The organism is Salegentibacter profundi (genome assembly GCF_054121475.1).
The window spans coordinates 576,950-595,701 of record NZ_JBSYGG010000001.1; the positions used below are offsets into that span (position 1 = coordinate 576,950).

The following is an 18,752-nucleotide window of genomic DNA, read 5'->3' on the forward strand; positions in this document are numbered from 1 at the left end:
AAATGTACTAAAAATTACTTTAATGGGGGTGCAAATTAAGGTCTTTTTAGGACTTATTCAACTTAAAACAAAAAACTCCCACAAGGTGAGAGTTTCTATAATTAAGGAAGCTCTTTTCTATTAAGCTTCAACTTCTTCAGTGTTGTCAATTAAAACCTGACCGCGGTAGTATAATTTACCTTCGTGCCAGTGTGCTCTGTGGTACAAATGTGCTTCGCCTGTAGTAGGATCGGTAGCAATTTTAGGTACCGAAGCTTTATAATGTGTCCTTCTTTTATCTCTTCTGGTTTTAGAGATTTTTCTCTTTGGATGTGCCATGGCTTGCTATTATTTATCGTTTAATAAGTTTTTTAATTTATCCCATCGAGGATCTGTTTGCTCCTCTTTTTTCTTTTTATCTTTTAAGCTGAATTCCTCCAGTTTATCAAGTACTTCAGATTTCAACGTGCCATCCTCAACACCTGGATGAACTTTCTTTAAGGGTACAGATAGCACGACAAGCTCATATATATACTGTTGTATATTGACTTCATATTCTCCATGAGGCAGAATAAGAAGATCTTCATTTTCGTCGTTATACTCATCCCCGAATTTAATAACCAAAAACAACTTCCCGTCTATAGGTTGGTCGTAAGGCTCATTGGTGAGATCACAATTTACATTCACAGTGCCACTCACGGTAAATGTAAGCTCCATCATTGTTGTTTTCTTTTCAAACAACAGGTCAAGCTTAAGCCTGGCATCATTAAATTCTTCGTACCCAAAATGTTCAAAGAACGTGTTATCTATCTCGTACTCAAACCGGTGTTTCCCCAGCTTTAATCCCACATATGGGATTGTGTACTCAGCTAGTTTCCTCATTTCATCATCAATTTCGAGCGCCTACTCCCTCAGGATAAGGCGGGTGCAAAGATATAAAAATTAATAAATTAACGATGATTTATAAACAATTTTTTGTTTATATCTTTTTACGTTGTTTTTTGAGTGGATTCTTTGTGAGTTCGGCATATTCTTCCCGGCATTTAAAGATTTCGATCGCTTTAAAAACGGCTTCTTTAAACGAATTAATATCAGCTTCTCCTTTTCCAGCAATTTCGAAGGCAGTACCATGGTCAGGAGAAGTCCGAACCTTACTCAATCCTGCAGTATAATTAACTCCATTTCCGAAAGAAAGCGTTTTAAAAGGAATGAGACCCTGGTCATGATATGAAGCGATCACCGCATCAAAATTCTTATAATTTTTAGAACCGAAGAAACTGTCTGCGGAATATGGGCCGAAAACCAGTTCTCCTTTATCCCGAAGCTTCTCCAAGGTAGGTTTCATTATTTCTTCATCCTCTTTGCCAATTACACCTTGGTCCCCACTGTGAGGATTGATCCCCAGTACGGCAACCTTTGGTTTTGAAATCCTGAAATCCTGTTTCAGACTTTGTTGTATTAAACCAATTTTTTTCTCAATGAGTTCAGGGCTAATCACATTGGCAATCTCCTTTAAGGCCACATGGTCTGTAAAAAGTCCTACTCGGAGTTCATCACTTATCATAAACATCAGGCTTTCGCCTTCAAGTTCTTTTGCTAAAAAATCGGTATGGCCAGGAAAATTAAATTTCTCACTCTGAATAGAATGCTTATTGATGGGGGCCGTAACCAAAACGTCTATATCATTTACTTTCAAGGCAGTTGTTGCAGCTTCCAGCGACTTGAATGCATATTCTCCCACTTTCGAGTCTTCCTGACCAAAATTTATATTAACGTTTTCTTTCCAGACATTCAAAACGTTAATCTTTCCGTCTATGGCTTTAGAGGCTTGATCTATTCCCTGGAAATTCAAAGAAAGTTTGAAATGTTTCTTTATAAAATTGAGGGTTTTGGTGTTCGCAAAAATAACCGGAGTGCAAAAATCAAGCATCCGGGTGTCATCAAAGGTTTTAAGGACAATCTCGCCACCAATCCCATTAAGATCTCCAATGCTAATTCCTAATTTTACCTTTTCAGCGTGTTTCATATACTTCCCGGCTTTTTATTTCTATTTTTACAACACAAATGTAACTAATATTCCACAACATGTTTACCGGAATCATCGAAGAAACAGGAGAGGTTATCGCCTTAGAGCAAGAGAGGGGTAACCTCCATATAAAAGTGAAAGCTCAAATTACCCCAGAATTAAAAGTTGATCAAAGTGTGGCTCACAACGGGGTCTGCCTTACGGTAGTGAATATAGAGGGTGAAGAATACACTGTAACAGCTATACAAGAAACCCTGGAAAAATCCAATCTTGGTGACCTAAAAGTGGGTGATCTAGTCAACTTGGAGCGCGGAATGAAACTCGGAGCCCGCCTGGATGGCCACATTGTCCAGGGACATGTGGACCAAACAGGGGTTTGCAAAGATATGATTAAAAAAGAAGGAAGTTGGGAATACACCATTGAGTATGACCCCACACAATCAAATATTACCATTGAAAAAGGCTCTATTACGGTTAATGGCGTGAGCTTAACAGTGGTGAATTCCAAAAAAAATGAATTCAGTGTTGCCATCATACCTTTCACCTATGAGCATACTACCTTTAAAAACCTACAAAAAGGAGACAAGGTGAATCTAGAATTCGATGTTATTGGGAAATATGTAAAACGCCTTAAGGAGCTTGGTCAGTCCTAGCTATATTTTTTCCGGTAAAAATTAAACCGATGAGCATTCCGCCTATTAGCAGGAATGGAATATAATCATCTATAGGAAGACATAGGCCCGGGGGTGGAGGGTTAGGATTATTTGGATCATCCTCAACACTGTCTGCACACGGAACATCACTACTTGTGGTTGACATCTGGGGTTCCGGGGGTGCAGTTTGTGAAATTATCCCAAAGCAAAAGAACAGCAGGAAGACTGGTATAGTAATTCTATATTTAAAATTTACCCTCATAGACGTGCGTAATGTAATACATTCCTTGCAATCACAAAAAAAGATAATAGGGGTAATGATTTTATATTTCGGGGATTTGGGGATCCCGATGACAAAAATAAATTAAAAAGTAGTAGAATAAACCAGCTCACCTAAAATATCAACGTTAAAGTTCTCCTCGGGCTACGCTCAAACTAACAAGAGTAAACTTACAGTATAGGCAGCATATTATCAAAAAAAGTCGTCAAAATTTTAATTTAAGTCGTTAAAAGGTAACTGATTAGGCGGAAAACTACCTCAGTTCATACCATTAGAATCAAAATTGTGCTTTTTGAAAATCCTTTTTTCATAGCCAATCGGTTAATAAGAATAAAAAACGCGTCATTTTTTTAAAATCACGCGTTTTCCTTTTCATTCTTCAAGGTTTCCAAACTTGCCATTTTTAAAATCATTGAAAGCTTCAAGCAGTTCTTGATTGGTATTCATGACAAAAGGTCCTTGAGCAGCAATAGGTTCATTTAAGGGTTCGCCACTTAAAACCAGCACAACGGCATCATCATTAGCTTCAATTCTAAAATTCTCACCATCATTTGCCATCAAAGCCAGATGATCAACAGGAGTTTCATCCTCACCATTAATTGTAATCCCCCCTTCCAAAACCAAAAGAAGGGTATTGTAACTTTTCGGAAAATTAAAATCCGCGCTTCCTCCTTTTTTAAGCCTGGCATTGTACATATTTATTGGACTAAAGGTGGAGGCTTTTCCTGCCGTACCTTTATACTCTCCCGCAATCACCTCAATGGTTCCTGAATTATTTTTTAATTCATACTGTTCGATTTCTTCTTTCTTGATAGCCTGATATTTAGGAGCATCCATTTTATTTTTTCGTGGTAGGTTAACCCATAACTGAACCATCTGAAAATCTCCACCTACCTTACTCCATTCTTTTTCGTGATATTCTTTATGAAGAACTCCCCTTGCAGCTGTCATCCATTGCACATCCCCTTCTCCTATTACACCTCCACCGCCACTACTATCATGGTGGGCTACTTTACCCTTATAGGCTATGGTCACAGTCTCAAAACCTCTATGTGGATGAACCCCGACACCTCTCGGTTTATCAGATGGCGAAAATTTGAATGTGGAATTGTAATCAAGGAGAATAAAAGGATCCATACGTTCCATATCCAACCTAAATCCGCTTGGAATAAAATTATGCACTCGAAAACCGTCCCCAACAAAATGTGGCTCTTTGGGGCTTGCTACTAATTCTACTGTTTTTGTGTTCATATTTTTGAATTTAATAGTGTAAAATTAGGCACAAGGCACATTTTATACATTGATGTATGATAAGAACAATTTTTAAGTCACATGTTCCTATTGGAAAGCTCTCTCCTTACCCGGCTTAAACTTTCAGGGGTAATTCCTAAATAAGAAGCAACCATAGATTGTGGAACACGCATTAAAATATCAGGATACATTTTAATGAATTCTAAGTATCTTTCTTCTGCATTAGCACTCAAAAGCAACTTAATCCGCTTTTGCAAATGACGAATATGATTATGAAGCAACTTATTATTAAACTCAGAAAAGGAATCGAATTTTTCTGAAAGGAGCCTGAAGAAATCTTCATCCAGTACAATTACTCTTGTATCTTCCAGAACCTGTATATAATACTCAGAAGGCTTATTAAAATAAAAACTTTCTCTATCAGTAATAAGCCAGTTTTCCGGAGCAAATGCTATTAGGTGTTCTCTACCTTTATCGTCAATAGAAAACTGTCTTAATAATCCTTGTTCCACAAAGAAAGTATTCCTGCAATATTCATTTGCCCTTAAAAGAAACTCGTTCTTTTTAATTGATTTTTCGCTACAGTTTTCCAGTAAAGATGAAAGCTGTTCTTTATCAACCCCTAAATTGAATAACAAATATGTTTTAAAGTTGGAACTATTCATAGTGAACAAAAAGGAATAGGTTATTTACCCTAACAACAGTATTCCTTCCAATTTTATTTATACAACCACAAATGTACTATATTTAACAATTTGTCAATATTCACCGGTTTGGTAAGGTAATCATTGGCCCCTGCCTCAAGGCATTTGGCTTTATCCTCAGGCATAGCTTTTGCCGTAAGAGCAATTATGGGTAAATTTTTATAAGCTGGATTTTCTCTGATTTTCTTTGTAGCAGTATAGCCATCCATTATTGGCATCATTACATCCATCAACACAATGTCTATATCTTTTTCTTCCTCTAACTTCTCAATTGCCATTTTACCATTATCTGCAATTATCAACTTCATTCCTGAATCATAAAGGGCTTTGGAAAGCGCATAGGAGTTGCGTCCATCGTCATCTACTAACAATACTTTTTTATCCTCTAGAAGATGTTTTGGGTTATGCAAGTCTGCCATTATTCTTTTCTGTTGGTCGGATAACTTACTTTCATAGCAATGTAAAAATAAAGTAACTTCATCCAGGAGCTGTTCGGGGGAGGAAGCAACCTTCATTATTAGACTATCCGAAAATTTCTGCAGTTTTTTCAGTTCCGTTTTTTTAAGTTCAATACCGTTATAAATCACAATTGGTGTAGTATTCCTCTTTTTTTCTTCTCCTAGTTTTTTCAATATTTCAAACCCAGAGCTTTTAAACAGATTAATACCGAAAATCACACAATCGAATCTTTTGGAGATCAGTTGTTTTAAAGCATCCTTCCCTGTATCAATAGTCGATGTTTTCACATCCATATTCTCCAGAACATTGTCAATTGCTTTTAACGTGTCCTGATCATCTTCAATAATTAAAAGCTCTCTGCGATTGGGAGCCTTTAAACTTTCCATTTTTTCAATGGCATATTCAATTTCCTTATAAGAAACCGGCTTCATACTAAAGCCCATTGCTCCTTTCCTAAGTACCTCATGGCTGTGATCTTCTTCTGCCATCAAATACACCGGAATATGCCTGGTCTTTAGATTAAATTTTAAATGCTCAAGCACCTTAATTCCCTCCATATCCGGTAATTGTTCATCCAGCAATATGCCATTGGGCTGGTATTTTGCAGCCAGTTTCATTCCCTCTTTACCATCTTGGGCAAAAAGGAACTTAAAACCATATTTCTGAACTATTCTCTTCACTGTTTGAGCCGAAAATTTGTCATTCTCAATTATCAACAACGAGTATTCCGCAATTTTTAAATTTTCCCTATCATCCGGGAAATTAACCTCAGAATTTTCTGAAGAAAAACCCTTTGTCATCTCCTTTGAACCATTTTTCGGCGAATTAAAGACCTTTGGTTCACTATATGAGGAAATAGCATCATCTATTTCTTTTATTGGAGCACTGGTAAGATCCAGAGGAATAAAGACGGTAAAGATGCTACCTTTTCCTTCTGTGCTCTCGATATGGATTTCACCTCCCAATAATCTTGAAAGCTCCCTTGAAATAGTTAATCCCAGACCCGTACCTCCATATTGACGACTGGTCCCTCCTTCCGCTTGTTGAAAAGCCTCAAAGATCATCATTCGTTTTGCTTCAGGAATTCCAATTCCGGTATCAGTTACTGATATTTCTAAAACCTCAGATTTTGATAAGGTGATTTCACGGAATTTGACCTTTTCATCAGGCTTACCAATAGAAACATTCACAGATCCTTTTTCTGTAAATTTAAATGCGTTGGAAAGGAGGTTCTTTACAATTTGTTCCAACCGCTGTCCGTCGGTTATTATCCTATCGGGTGCATTTGGTTTACATTTTATAGTGAACTTTAACTTTTTAGTTTTTGCAAGAGGTTCGAATTGATCTCGCAGGTTATTTTTAAGGCTATCGACCAGCACCTCTTCCGGATGAATCTGTAATTTTCCAGCCTCTACTTTGGAAAGATCCAGAATATCATTAATAAGATTAAGAAGGTTTAGCCCCCCCTCATAGATAATACTAGCAGATTTTTGCTGATCTTCTTTCAGTAAATTTCCTTTTCTGTTATCGCTAAGATCCTTGGATAGAATTAAAAGGCTGTTTAATGGTGTTCTCAGTTCATGAGACATATTTGCCAAAAATTCCGATTTATACTTACTTGCGAGCTCCAGTTCCTTTGCTTTTCTTTCAACTTCAACTCTACTGAATTGCAGATCCTCTTTCTGCATTTCCAAATCTTTCGTCTTGGATTCAAGGTCCTCATTGGCCATTTGTAGTTCCTTACTCTGGATTTGAAGTTTTTCCTGTTGTTTCAACAATTCTTCGGATTGTCGCTGTGACTCTTCCAGTAAATCTTTCATTTTTTCGCGATCGAGGGAAGAATTTGTAGTGATGGCAATATTTTCCCCTACCGAGCGTAATAATTCCAGTTGATTATCATTAAAGGATTTAAATGATCCAATTTCGATCACTCCTTTTACTTCACCATCTATAATAAATGGCTGAACAAGAATATTCTGGGGTTTTTTCTCTCCAAGCCCTGAAGTTACACTGATATAGTCTGTAGGTATGCCTGAAAGGACGATAGGTTCTTTCTCCAGAGCCGCCTGACCCACAAGACCTTCTCCGAATTCGAAGACCGTTTTGAGCGATTTTCGTCGGGTAAAGGCATAGGAACCAGTCATTCTTAATTGTTTCTTTTCGTTATTGTGTTCGGCCAAATAAATCACACCCACATGACCGTCCAGGTATTTAGTCAGGTAGGAAATAATATTTTTAGACAAAGTCAAAAGGTCTTGTTCTCCGCGCATTCTATCGTTAAGGCCTGCCTGTCCAGTCTTTATCCATGCCTCATTTTCATTCTCTTCTGAAATTCGCTTAAGGTTCTCGGTCATTGTATTCAAAGCAATTCCCAATTGATCTGCCTCACTTCGAAGGGGCATCTCAATTGAAAAATTCCCTTTTGCAATGGTATTGGCTGCCTTAACAATAGTAGTAAAACTGTCTACCATGGCATTGATATTATTCTTAAGTTCCTGTACCTCTCCCTTAACTTCCACATCAATTTTTCTGGAGAAATCGCCCCTGGCAAGGGCAGTTGAGACCCCAGCGATATCACGTACCTGTGAAGTTAAATTACTCGCCATTTGGTTTACATTATCAGTAAGATCTTTCCAGGAACCGGCCACATTTGGAACTTCGGCTTGCCCACCAAGAATACCTTCCGTTCCCACTTCACGGGCCACATTGGTTACCTCGTCCGCAAAAATGTTAAGAGCATCCACCATGATATTGATGGTGGTAGAAAGTTCTAATACCTCTCCTCCTTTTCCCTGTTCGGAAATTTTTTGGGAAAGATCCCCATGCGCAACTGCCGTTGTTACCGAGGCGATCTCCCGCACCTGGGTAGTCAGGTTACTTGCCATAGTGTTCACATTATCGGTCAGTCCTTTCCAGGTACCTGCAACATTGGGCACTTTTGCCTGCCCTCCAAGCTTACCTTCGGTTCCCACTTCCCTGGCAACCCGAGTAACTTCAGCTGCAAAAATATTCAGCGAGTCCACCATCTGATTAATTGTGGCTTTTAATTCAGCAATTTCTCCTTTTACGTCAATGGAAATCTTTTGAGAAAGATCTCCATTGGCTACTGCCGTTGCTACATTGGCGATCTCCCGCACCTGACTTGTTAGGTTACTGGCCATGGTATTCACATTATCAGTAAGGTCAAGCCACGCACCTGCCACATTAGGAACTTCCGCCTGACCTCCCAACATCCCTTCAGTACCTACCTCACGGGCTACTCGCGTTACCTCGTTAGAAAGAATGTTCAGGGAATCTACCATCGTATTGATTATAGTTGATAATTCCAATACCTCTCCTCCCTTTTCCTCTTCAGAAATCTTTTTAGATAAATCACCGTTGGCTACCGCTTTGGTTACTGAGGCAATTTCCCTTACTTGTGTGGTGAGGTTGGAGGCCATAGTATTTACATTCTCTGTAAGTTCCCACCATGCACCACCAACATTGGGAACTTCAGCCTGACCTCCCAAAATACCCTCAGTACCTACCTCACGTGCTACCCGGGTAACCTCATCAGAAAAAATGTTCAGGGAATCCACCATAGTGTTAATGGTTTCTTTTAGTTCTGCAATTTCACCTTTAGCTTCAATGGCAATTTTTTGCGCTAAATCACCTTTTGCCACTGCCGTTGCCACATTGGCAATTTCTCTTACCTGGGTAGTAAGGTTCGAAGCCATATAATTCACGTTATCGGTGAGGTCTTTCCAGGTTCCAGCTACATCGGGTACCTTAGCTTGACCCCCAAGAATTCCTTCAGTTCCTACCTCACGCGCTACGCGGGTTACCTCATCAGAGAAAATATTTAAAGAGTCCACCATTTGGTTAATAGTGTCTTTAAGTTCAGCTATTTCCCCTTTTACATCAATTGATATTTTTTGTGAAAGATCTCCATCTGCTACCGCGGTAGCCACATTTGCAATTTCCCGAACCTGGGTAGTCACATTGCTAACCATAATATTAACATTGTCGGTAAGGTCTTTCCAGGTTCCGGCTGCAGTAGGTACAGTTGCCTGACCTCCCAGTTTCCCTTCAGTTCCCACCTCGCGGGCAACACGTGTAACCTCAGCCGCAAAAAGGGTTAATGAATCAACCATGCTGTTAATCGTATTGGAAAGCACCAGGACTTCTCCTCCTTTGCCTTGTTCTGAAATTTTCTGAGATAGGTCCCCCTGAGCTACCGCTGTAGTTACCGAGGCTATTTCCCGCACCTGATTGGTAAGGTTGCTTGCCATGGTATTTACATTGTCTGTCAGGTCTTTCCATGTTCCTGCTACATCCGGAACTTCGGCCTGTCCTCCTAACTTTCCCTCTGTTCCTACTTCCCGTGCAACGCGAGTCACCTCATCGGAGAATATATTGAGAGAATCCACCATTTGATTAATGGTATCCTTTAATTCTGCTATCTCCCCCTTTACATTTATGGATATTTTTTTTGAAAGATCTCCATTTGCAACCGAAGTGGCTACACCTGCGATCTCCCGAACCTGGGCTGTAAGATTGGAAGCCATCGTGTTTACATTGACAGTAAGATCCTTCCAGGTTCCTGCAACGTCTGGCACATCTGCTTGTCCTCCTAACTTTCCTTCTACCCCAACTTCACGGGCTACATTGGTTACCTCCGCAGCAAATATATTTAGAGAATCCACCATTCTGTTAATAGTAGTGGACAGTCCAAGAACTTCCCCTCCCTTTCCTTCCTCTGTAATTTTTCTGGAAAGATCTCCATCAGCAACCGCTGTAGTTACCGTTGCAATTTCCCGTACCTGTTCTGTTAGGTTGCTAGCCATGTGATTTACATTATCCGTAAGATCTTTCCAGGTTCCCGAGACATTGGGAACGCTTGCCTGTCCTCCCAGTTTACCTTCCACTCCCACTTCACGCGCCACCTGGGTTACCTGTTCCGCAAAAATATTCAAGCTGCCTAAGGTTCGATTGATAACATCGGCCATGGCCCGAAAATCCCCGGTTACCGTAAGGCTAAACTTATCATCCAGTTTTCCTGCTGCTATGCTGTTAAGAATCCTACTTACCTCCAGTACCGGTTTAGCTATAGCTTCAATAAGAATATTAATATTATCTATCATATCCTTCCAAACTCCACTTGAGGCCTTAAATTCCGCCCGGGCATCCAAATTCCCTTCGATACCTCCTACCCGGGAGATTCTGGAAACTTCGGTACTAACACCCCCGATCATTTCAACCATGGTATTATAAGCTTCGGCCAAATCTGCAAATTTATCGTTTCGTTCCTTTGATAATCGAACGGAAATATCGCCTTCTCTAAATGCTTCAAGTGCAAATATTAGTCGATCCAATTGTTCATGAACATAATCGCTATCCTTAAACATTTCCTTATGTGGAACTCTTTTAGAATTCTTAACTAAGCGACGTTTAGTTGATGAACTTTTTTTGGAAGTAGTTTTGTTTTCTGCTTTGGAAGAGGTGGTGGTATTTTTAGACATTCGGATAAAGTGTTTTGGAAATTTTTAAATAAATGAAAATGAAGGTTTTTGTGAAACATAAATTAACAACCCATAAAAAAACCACTTTAAAAATAAATAATATGTGAAAATTTTGTGAAATGTTTAAACTTGAGAAATGCTTAAATGGAATCGAAGAAAAGTTCTTGGATGGCTGTATTATCAGGGATTTAAAAAATAATCTGCTGCCCCTTTGAGGTTTTTTAGTTAAAAATTACAACTTAATTTTAAGATAATAGTTACGAGTTGAAGGGGATAGGAAGAAATACGTCCTTATTATGTTAGTTTTATTTTTACTTTTGGGACACCTTAGTCTTATGATTAAACGTAATACCTCTTTCGATTGATTGTGCTAAGGTGTATTACAACAAAAGTTAAAAATTTGATATAAATCTTTAATAGAAAGGATTCCAGATATTTACCTTCGAGTTAAAATGATATTTTCAAATAAAAAGAATAAAGATGAATAAAATTTTACTTGTTGAGGACGATTATCACTTAGGTCTTATACTGAGGGATCAACTTGAAATGAATGGATATGAGGTGAGTCTTTTGCGATATCCAAACAAAACAATTGAAAACCTTTTGGAAGATGATTTTGATTTAATCATAATGGATAAATTGTTGAGTGGAATTGACGGAACGCATATATGCTCCGAAATAAGAAATACAAGTTCTATTTCAAATATCCCGATTCTAATGATGTCTGGATTCGACGGCGCCCGGAAAATTTGTTTGGATGCTGGAGCGACTAATTTTATTGCCAAACCTTTTGAGATCGACAATTTTTTAAAAGCAATTAAAGCTACAATAGGAGAGGAAAATGAGATTAAGAATTGAATTTTAATAGATTCCAAATAACTACCAACCTTCGATGGAAGAAAAACTAAAATTTATTTTTCCCAGGAAAAACCCGAGCGCTTATAACCTTCTTATTCTTTAAAATTTCATAGTATTCATACCAATACAAGATTCGGCAATTTTCGCAATTAGAATCTATGATGGGGCTATAACCACCTCTTCATTATGCTGAGGTAGCATTTCTCGATCTTTATCCTCAAAATTCTCCTCGGTATAACCTTATCTATCTTATCAAAGCCTTCTGTTAGGGCTAAACCCGTCTTTTTACCGATTATGCCATTGATATTTTTTATAAAGCAAAAGCTAAAGAGAGGTACCAATCTTATCTTAATGAAGATTCAAAATTACCCATGATGTTTATTCTGGGTGCTATTCGAGCAGCGATAGAGTTTATGTCCGCACCAGTTGAAAAAATTAAAACTCGTACCTCTTACAATATTTCCGAAATAAAATTGATTTCCGACAAAAAATCGCAGATAGTTGGCCAACTAGCTTAGATGACCAAGTTGCCAAAACGGGATGGAACTGGACACCTAAATTCAATCTTAAGGGAATAACACAGGACATTTAGGAGAATATAAGTTGAAAAGAGTTAGAGCCATATTACTTATCTCGATTGCAAATTTAGAACAAGAGAAAGAGAGAGGAATAGTTGTCCGTGAGCTTAGTTTTAAACATCCTTCGCGGTGAAACGACCCAGAATAACCTCAATCTGGATCCAATAGCGGATATAATCAATACAGTAGATCAAGATCTTGTTGCAATTCAGGAAGTAGGTTTTAAAACGGTACGAGTGACTAATCATGATATTCGAGCTATAAGATTTACTATTACCTTAATCATCATTTCTTTATCTCGTGGGTTGCTTTCAGCAATTAATAAGGTCAATGCTACCAGGGCATTGTCTGGGATTACCTTATTTCCGGTGTGAGTGTAGAGTATCTGGTTCCGGTCTAAAAACCAAACAAATAAAAATGCGGCAATTCTTTTATTCCCATCGGAAAAGGAATGATTCTTCACCACAAAATAAAGCAAGTGAGCTGCTTTTTCTTCGGTTGTGGGATAAAGGTCCTCCCCACCAAAGGTTTGGTATATATTTTCTAAAGATCCTTTAAAAGAATCGTCCTTTTCCCGACCGAAAAGGCCTTCGAATTTTGTCTGTCTTCCTAGTTCATCTATTGCTTTTCTAGCTTCATTGTAGGTGATTTGAAAAACTTCACGACTACCTTCTTCTGGTACCACCAACCGTTGGTGATCAAAATCATCTAATAAATCCAGCGCACGTGAATATTGAGCAATAATTTTTATTAATCCTTTAGATTCATCTGTATTAAGATCGTGTTCAGAAATAACTTTTTCCTGCAAGCGTACTACGTTTTTTAGTTCTTCGAACTGGCGAGATTTTTCTCGAAGTAATTTTTCATTTATTGAATATCCTTTTAATAGAAATTCTTTTAAAACCTTATTTGCCCAAATCCTAAATTGTGTTCCTCGATTGGATTTTACACGATATCCTACTGAAATAATAACATCCAAATTATAATAGTTTAAATTTCGGGATACCTTTCTTTTACCTTCCGTTTTAACTGTCAAGTAATCCTTGACAGTTGAATTTTCCTCCAATTCGCCTTCATTATAGATATTACGAATGTGTAGACTTATATTTTGTTTACTTTGATCAAAGAGTTGAGCCATTTGATTCTGGCTTAGCCAAACCGTTTCATCTTCCAGTCTTACTTCAATTTGGGTTTGACCGGTCTCTGTTTTATAAATAAGAATTTGATCTTGCTGTGATTCCATGACTGCTCCACAATATTTAATTAATTTTTTCTCCTGATTTCAAAATGAAAGTTAAACATTTAAAAAATGAACATTTCCTTGTTCAAGTTTACAGACATCCTTAAAACTTATTCGGTTGCTTTATAATAATCTGGTCTATAAAATCACCTTTTTTAGTTCCTATATATGCTTAGATGTGGATTTACTAAGGGATGCCCACGCGTTGTATATGCTAAGTGCATTTAGTGAGTGCTCTAATCAGCCTCACCTTGCGGGTGTACAAGCACCCTCCTAATTAACTAATCTATTATAAGTTCAATACCGGCTTTCTCGGCCTTGTACTTTATTTTGGTCATAAGGTCATAATAACTCCAGTTCCTTATAACAAAGGCTTCCTCTTTGGCTATCTCTATCTTCTCCTCCTGGTCCAATAAAACGAGCGTTCCTGCCTGGTGTTTGATGCAGAAATCGATGAGCTTTCTACTATACACATGCAGTCGCTGGTTGACATAATTACGCTCTTTATCCCTAAACCTGGTCAATGCTTTGGTTTTTCGTTTTGTCCCTTTTCCCGACCTGGCATATTTTACCCCCTCCCGTATCCTTCTACAAGCGGCCTGTATCGCTAACCTTCGGTATAAAAACTCTTCCCTGCTGCCAATTGTAAGCTTGGCCTTTCCGATCTTTACCACGATTGGGTATTCCAGGGACAAGCTTGCTTCTGCAACTACTCCCGGCCGTAATTTGTGCTTTTCCTTCTCCAGTTCAAAGGTGGCCAGCATAAAGATCTTGCCGTCTTTTAATTTGATATGGGAAGTACGCATTTTGGTTTTTCCACTAACCAGCTCATGCATCAGTTTCCATTTGTCGTTAAATTCCCTGCCTAAATAGGTTTTTACGGGAATGGAGAAAAAACGAAAGCAGAAAGCCTTCTTATCAGGATTGAATTCCAACCCACACACGCCCTCCATATCAAAGGGAAAAGCCATATCCCTTTTAAAATTGTGTAAGGAACGCTGGCCTGTCCAATACTGCTCCCTGTTTTTCCTGAAGGATCTCAAAATAGAGCTATTGAGGTTGGTTAAAATGTTGGTGGGCATTTCTCCTTTAAAGCGATCGGATACCATCCGGTAGGTGGTATTGATCCGGGAACGGTTGAAGATACCAAGATCATCCTTCTTTATATCCACCAGTTTATACTTTATGCCTTCCGATAGATAGAAGAACTCCTGGATCATCTCCTGAACATAGAGATGGGATACGATTAGGTTTGCTGCCTTGTAGGTTCGGTAACGCCACCGATATAGTTTCCCCATGGCCTCCTCCCGTTCTTCCTTGGTAGGCAGATCGATCAACAGCTGGATCCTGCGGGTGAGTTTGATCGTATTCTTTCCCATCACTAAGCCGGTTGTTGTTCGTGTTTGAGCTGCATGAGCTTATAGGCGGCCATAAATTCCTGGTGGACTTCCTTTTGGGAAAGGTTTAGCTCCCTGGCAATTGCAGCAAAGGAGTATTGCCTTTCATTGCGAAGTTGCAAGACCGTTTCCTGTTCAGGGGTTATTGCGCCTTGCATTTCTACGGCCAATGTCAATACCGGCTTTGGTTTTGTTTCCAGATTACTGCCCTGGTGGAGAATGTTTTTAATATCCTCGATGGCTTTTTTTACCTCGTTGCTGGTATGGGTGATACTGGTGCCCATCATCTGGGCAATAACTTTATACTGAAAGTTATATTTTAAGCAGAGTTCTATAAGGCGCTTTCTTTCGCTGCTAAGCAATGGGAGCACATTTCGTATCCTATCGAAAGCTTTTTGTTGGGCCTCTTGATCTTTTTGGTATTGGAGCGCTTCTTTAGGATCATATCCAGCTAAATAGTCCTGGTAGTCCTGGTAACTTTCCAGGGAATTGACGGTCCTGAAAAACTTGTTTTTAGGGCGGGTATAATAGGTATAGCATTCCCTTTTCATTACCAATCGAAGGAAGTAGTAAATGTGTTCGGATCGCTTTATCCGGTCTCTTTTCTCCCATAGTATGAGAAAGGTGTCTTGAACCAGGGTTTCTACGGCAAAATCATCATCCAGGATTTGCCGGCCCACCCAGAAGATATTGGGGTAATACCTTGAATAGATAAGTTCCAAAGCATCGGGATGCCCTTGCTGTAATAATTTAAAAATACGCTGTAACATAAGCAGTTAAATTTAAACTTTTATACTATGTAGGGTTTTTCAGATCATTAGGAAGAACTTTTACAATATGACTGAATAAAATGCTTACAAGTCTTCTAATAACACTCAAATATAATAAAACTTCACAACTAATGGTACAGGTACCTTTGTTAAAAATTTATTTATGTTTCTAATTGTAGCCTCGGAACGTAGCTCGTGGCAAGTAAAATTGAAATCTATATTATTGAAAAGGTAAGAGATAAGAGAAGGGAGAAAGGCTTATCTCAAATAGCTCTTTCCCAAAAATTAAATTTAAGTGATAGTTTTGTTTCCCATGTGGAATCAAAAAATAGAAGAGCAAAATACAACCTTAACCACTTAAACGAAATTGCTTTAATTCTGGAATGTTCTCCCAAAGATTTTTGGCCTGAAAAGCCACTTTAAATAACGTAATTATTGAGTTGATTTCTTTTCATTACGGTTTTCCGCATTTTTCTCTTATTGTATTGTTTTATCTTTAGCGAAACTGTGTTTATCCCAGGGATGTATTTTTAAAAAGTATTTTACGGGGATATAACACGTTATGTGGACTGCTAACCAAAAAATATGATTCAAAAAATTACCCTCGACAGTATAGCGAGTTATAAAAGCTCTAAAGTTTTAGAAACAGATAAAAAAGCAAATCTCATTTATGGATTAAATGGCACTGGAAAAAGCACAATTTCTAATTTCCTTTATAACCAAAATGATCAAAACTACGCCAAATGCTCCATTGAAGGGCTTAGTGATGAAAATGAAGTGTTAGTCTACAATCAAAAATTTATCCAAGAAAATTTTTACGAATCAGAGAGTCAAAATGGTATTTTCACTTTATCTAAAAGAAATCAAGAAGCTGAACAAAAAATTCAAAATGCTAGAAATCAGATAAAAAAAGCAAAAGGTTCATTTGATCAAAATGAAAAATTAATAGAAAGCGTTTCATCTGAAAGAAAAGATGCTTTAGATGGAGCGAAGAAAAAAATCTGGGAAATAAAGACCGAATATACTGGTGGTGATAGAGTTTTCGAGTTCTGCCTAACGGGGTTAAAAGGTAATAGTGCTAAACTCTTCGAGCATATAATCCAAATTGCTAAACCAGAAGCTAAACCGAGTAAAAATATTGAAGAATTAAAGAAAGAAATTCTATCAATAACTGGAGATGATGCTAAAAAATTAACTTACGTTCCAAAATTAAATTTTATAGGTTCAGAAAACGAAACAGATGAATTACTATCTAAAATAATAGTTGGAAGTGATAATAGTTCAGTGGGAGCATTTATCACGGATTTAGGTAATTCCGACTGGATTAAAACTGGTTTAAATTATTTACCTGATAATGTAGAAAACAAGGAAAGGTGCCCATTTTGCCAAGGAAAAACAATTACTAAAGATTTAATTGAAAAACTAAAAGGATATTTTGATGAAACCTACGAGAAAGATATTTCAAAATTGCAAAAAATACATAGTGAATATATAAATGCCGTTTCTTCTATTCCTTTTTTATCGCAATATGAGGAAAATCCAAAATTAGAGGTTTACAAAAAAGAATTTGATTCCAAATACAAGGAATTAGAAGCTGTGTTTTCTAAAAATAAAACACTACTCAAAGATAAAATAGATTCTCCAAGTCAATCAATAAAATTAAATTCAACCTCAAGCCTAATTATATCAATTAATCAGATAATTGATAAAGTAAATGAAGAAACAAAAAAACATAATGAAAAGATAGAGAATATAGAGAAATCACTAAATGACTTGAAATTGCAGTTTTGGAAGATTATGAGGTGGGAATATGATCAGACGATTTCTGCCTATACTTCAGCGAACAAAAAATTATCAGAAAAAATTGAAGGCTATAAAAAAACAGAAAAAGAATTATTAGACTATTTAAAAACTCAAAATGAAATAATTGTTGAACAGCAAAAGTTAACAGTAAATGTCGAAGAGGCTATCAAGAATATTAACAATGGTTTATTAGAACTAGGAATTCAGGATTTTAAGATAGAAAAGCACTCTGAGAGCTTCTATAAAGTAAAAAGAAAAGATGATAATGATGAAGTTTTTAAAAGTCTGAGCGAAGGTGAAAAAATGATAATTAGCTTTCTTTACTTCATTGAAATGTGCAGAGGTAAAAAAAGTATAGACCAAGCAGATAAAAAGAAAATTATAGTAGTCGACGACCCAATATCAAGTCTTTCACACATATACATTTTTAATATTGGACGTTTAATACACGAAGAGTTTTTAAGAAGTGAAAAATATGAGCAAATTTTCATATTAACACATAGTTTATATTTCTTCTACGAATTAACAGATACCAATCATACACGTAGAAAAGAAAATCAAAATTTGTACAGATTAATAAAAAATCAGGATGGAAGTCAAATTCTGGATATGAAATACGAAGAAATTCAAAATGATTATCAATCCTATTGGCAAGTTATTAAAGACGAACAACAATCACCTGCTCTTATTGCCAATTGTATGAGAAACATAATTGAATATTTTTTCAATTTTGTTGAGAAAAGGGATTTAGGAAAATTTTTTCAGAAACCCGTTATGAAAGAGACTAGATTTCAATCCTTTAATAGATATATTAACAGAGAATCTCATTCTTTAGGTCAAAACATTTTTGATATAAAAGAGTTTGACTATACCGATTTTAAAGATGCATTTAGGTTAGTGTTCGTAGAAAACAATTACGAAGAACATTATAAACGAATGATTCGATAAAAGCACTGCACACAACAATCGGTTATAGCAAATGGCGGTTTTGCCGAAAAAATGTAATCTTAGATACCAGAAAAGAAAATAGTTAATTTGAAGAACAACATGGAAATACTTGTTATTTTAGGATTACCAGAAAAAGGTGTAAATTAAAAATAGGATTTAACAGTATAACCTGCACAATCCGGTGAAAACGGACACCCATTCCGCTGGAAAGCGGACAGTGATTCCGGAATAAAGCGGACACCCATTCCGGGGCAAAACGGACAGTGATTCCGTTTCAAAGCGGACAGCTATTCCGGAGCAAAGCG

At 37.3% G+C, this 18,752-nt stretch carries 13 protein-coding genes; 4 read left to right on the forward strand and 9 right to left on the reverse strand.

Going from position 1 to position 18,752, the window contains the following annotated elements; all coding sequences use genetic code 11:
• Positions 1-120: 120 nt before the first annotated feature.
• From rpmF to pdxA, 3 genes are all read right to left on the reverse strand, one after another.
• Positions 121-318 carry a 50S ribosomal protein L32 gene (gene rpmF / locus ACW6NC_RS02740; RefSeq protein ID WP_081208252.1) on the reverse strand — a complete coding sequence of 66 codons (198 nt, stop codon included), beginning with the start codon at positions 316-318 and terminating at the stop codon, positions 121-123.
• A 9-nt stretch (positions 319-327) separates the two neighbouring features.
• Positions 328-861, reverse strand: a complete 534-nt coding sequence (locus tag ACW6NC_RS02745) for a YceD family protein (protein WP_457863648.1) — start codon at positions 859-861, stop codon at positions 328-330.
• 97 nt (positions 862-958) lie between these two features.
• Positions 959-2,005 carry a 4-hydroxythreonine-4-phosphate dehydrogenase PdxA gene (pdxA, locus tag ACW6NC_RS02750; protein WP_457863649.1) on the reverse strand — a complete coding sequence of 349 codons (1,047 nt, stop codon included), beginning with the start codon at positions 2,003-2,005 and terminating at the stop codon, positions 959-961.
• 59 nt (positions 2,006-2,064) lie between these two features.
• Here pdxA and ACW6NC_RS02755 point away from each other — a divergent pair, with 59 nt between their 5' ends.
• Positions 2,065-2,658: a riboflavin synthase gene (locus tag ACW6NC_RS02755; RefSeq protein WP_457863650.1), complete on the forward strand. Its 594-nt coding sequence runs from the start codon at positions 2,065-2,067 to the stop codon at positions 2,656-2,658.
• 652 nt (positions 2,659-3,310) lie between these two features.
• On the opposite strand, the gene ACW6NC_RS02760 is transcribed toward ACW6NC_RS02755, so the two are convergent.
• The 3 genes from ACW6NC_RS02760 to ACW6NC_RS02770 form a co-directional block, all read right to left on the reverse strand.
• Positions 3,311-4,189, reverse strand: a complete 879-nt coding sequence (locus ACW6NC_RS02760; protein ID WP_457863651.1) for a pirin family protein — start codon at positions 4,187-4,189, stop codon at positions 3,311-3,313.
• A gap of 77 nt (positions 4,190-4,266) precedes the next feature.
• A complete protein-coding gene (locus ACW6NC_RS02765; RefSeq protein ID WP_457863652.1) occupies positions 4,267-4,827 on the reverse strand; it encodes a Crp/Fnr family transcriptional regulator in 561 nt (186 codons plus the stop codon).
• 80 nt (positions 4,828-4,907) lie between these two features.
• Positions 4,908-10,853 (reverse strand): HAMP domain-containing protein, encoded by a 5,946-nt coding sequence (locus tag ACW6NC_RS02770; protein WP_457863653.1) that lies wholly within the window; start codon positions 10,851-10,853, stop codon positions 4,908-4,910.
• Between the two features lie 480 nt (positions 10,854-11,333).
• On the opposite strand from ACW6NC_RS02770, the gene ACW6NC_RS02775 reads away from it, so the two are divergent.
• Positions 11,334-11,711 carry a response regulator gene (locus ACW6NC_RS02775; RefSeq protein WP_457863654.1) on the forward strand — a complete coding sequence of 126 codons (378 nt, stop codon included), beginning with the start codon at positions 11,334-11,336 and terminating at the stop codon, positions 11,709-11,711.
• A gap of 822 nt (positions 11,712-12,533) precedes the next feature.
• On the opposite strand, the gene rhuM is transcribed toward ACW6NC_RS02775, so the two are convergent.
• The 3 genes from rhuM to ACW6NC_RS02790 form a co-directional block, all read right to left on the reverse strand.
• Positions 12,534-13,532: a RhuM family protein gene (gene rhuM / locus ACW6NC_RS02780; RefSeq protein ID WP_457863655.1), complete on the reverse strand. Its 999-nt coding sequence runs from the start codon at positions 13,530-13,532 to the stop codon at positions 12,534-12,536.
• Between the two features lie 278 nt (positions 13,533-13,810).
• A complete protein-coding gene (locus ACW6NC_RS02785; protein ID WP_457863656.1) occupies positions 13,811-14,908 on the reverse strand; it encodes a hypothetical protein in 1,098 nt (365 codons plus the stop codon).
• A gap of 2 nt (positions 14,909-14,910) precedes the next feature.
• Positions 14,911-15,696 carry an RNA polymerase sigma factor gene (locus ACW6NC_RS02790; RefSeq protein WP_457863657.1) on the reverse strand — a complete coding sequence of 262 codons (786 nt, stop codon included), beginning with the start codon at positions 15,694-15,696 and terminating at the stop codon, positions 14,911-14,913.
• A gap of 195 nt (positions 15,697-15,891) precedes the next feature.
• On the opposite strand from ACW6NC_RS02790, the gene ACW6NC_RS02795 reads away from it, so the two are divergent.
• Positions 15,892-16,119: a helix-turn-helix domain-containing protein gene (locus ACW6NC_RS02795; RefSeq protein ID WP_457863658.1), complete on the forward strand. Its 228-nt coding sequence runs from the start codon at positions 15,892-15,894 to the stop codon at positions 16,117-16,119.
• A 162-nt stretch (positions 16,120-16,281) separates the two neighbouring features.
• On the forward strand, positions 16,282-18,447 hold the full coding sequence (locus tag ACW6NC_RS02800) for an AAA family ATPase (RefSeq protein ID WP_457863659.1): 2,166 nt from the start codon (positions 16,282-16,284) through the stop codon (positions 18,445-18,447).
• The last annotated feature ends 305 nt before the right edge of the window (positions 18,448-18,752 follow it).

What these genes read in the sequence shown, in the direction of transcription:
- ACW6NC_RS02785 (WP_457863656.1), bottom strand. Translation starts at nt 14,908, where the DNA reads ATGGGAAAGAATACGATCAAACTCACCCGCAGGATCCAGCTGTTGATC.
- rpmF (WP_081208252.1), bottom strand. Translation starts at nt 318, where the DNA reads ATGGCACATCCAAAGAGAAAAATCTCTAAAACCAGAAGAGATAAAAGA.
- ACW6NC_RS02755 (WP_457863650.1), top strand. Translation starts at nt 2,065, where the DNA reads ATGTTTACCGGAATCATCGAAGAAACAGGAGAGGTTATCGCCTTAGAG.
- ACW6NC_RS02745 (WP_457863648.1), bottom strand. Translation starts at nt 861, where the DNA reads ATGAGGAAACTAGCTGAGTACACAATCCCATATGTGGGATTAAAGCTG.
- ACW6NC_RS02770 (WP_457863653.1), bottom strand. Translation starts at nt 10,853, where the DNA reads ATGTCTAAAAATACCACCACCTCTTCCAAAGCAGAAAACAAAACTACT.
- ACW6NC_RS02800 (WP_457863659.1), top strand. Translation starts at nt 16,282, where the DNA reads ATGATTCAAAAAATTACCCTCGACAGTATAGCGAGTTATAAAAGCTCT.
- pdxA (WP_457863649.1), bottom strand. Translation starts at nt 2,005, where the DNA reads ATGAAACACGCTGAAAAGGTAAAATTAGGAATTAGCATTGGAGATCTT.
- rhuM (WP_457863655.1), bottom strand. Translation starts at nt 13,532, where the DNA reads ATGGAATCACAGCAAGATCAAATTCTTATTTATAAAACAGAGACCGGT.
- ACW6NC_RS02760 (WP_457863651.1), bottom strand. Translation starts at nt 4,189, where the DNA reads ATGAACACAAAAACAGTAGAATTAGTAGCAAGCCCCAAAGAGCCACAT.
- ACW6NC_RS02775 (WP_457863654.1), top strand. Translation starts at nt 11,334, where the DNA reads ATGAATAAAATTTTACTTGTTGAGGACGATTATCACTTAGGTCTTATA.
- ACW6NC_RS02790 (WP_457863657.1), bottom strand. Translation starts at nt 15,696, where the DNA reads ATGTTACAGCGTATTTTTAAATTATTACAGCAAGGGCATCCCGATGCT.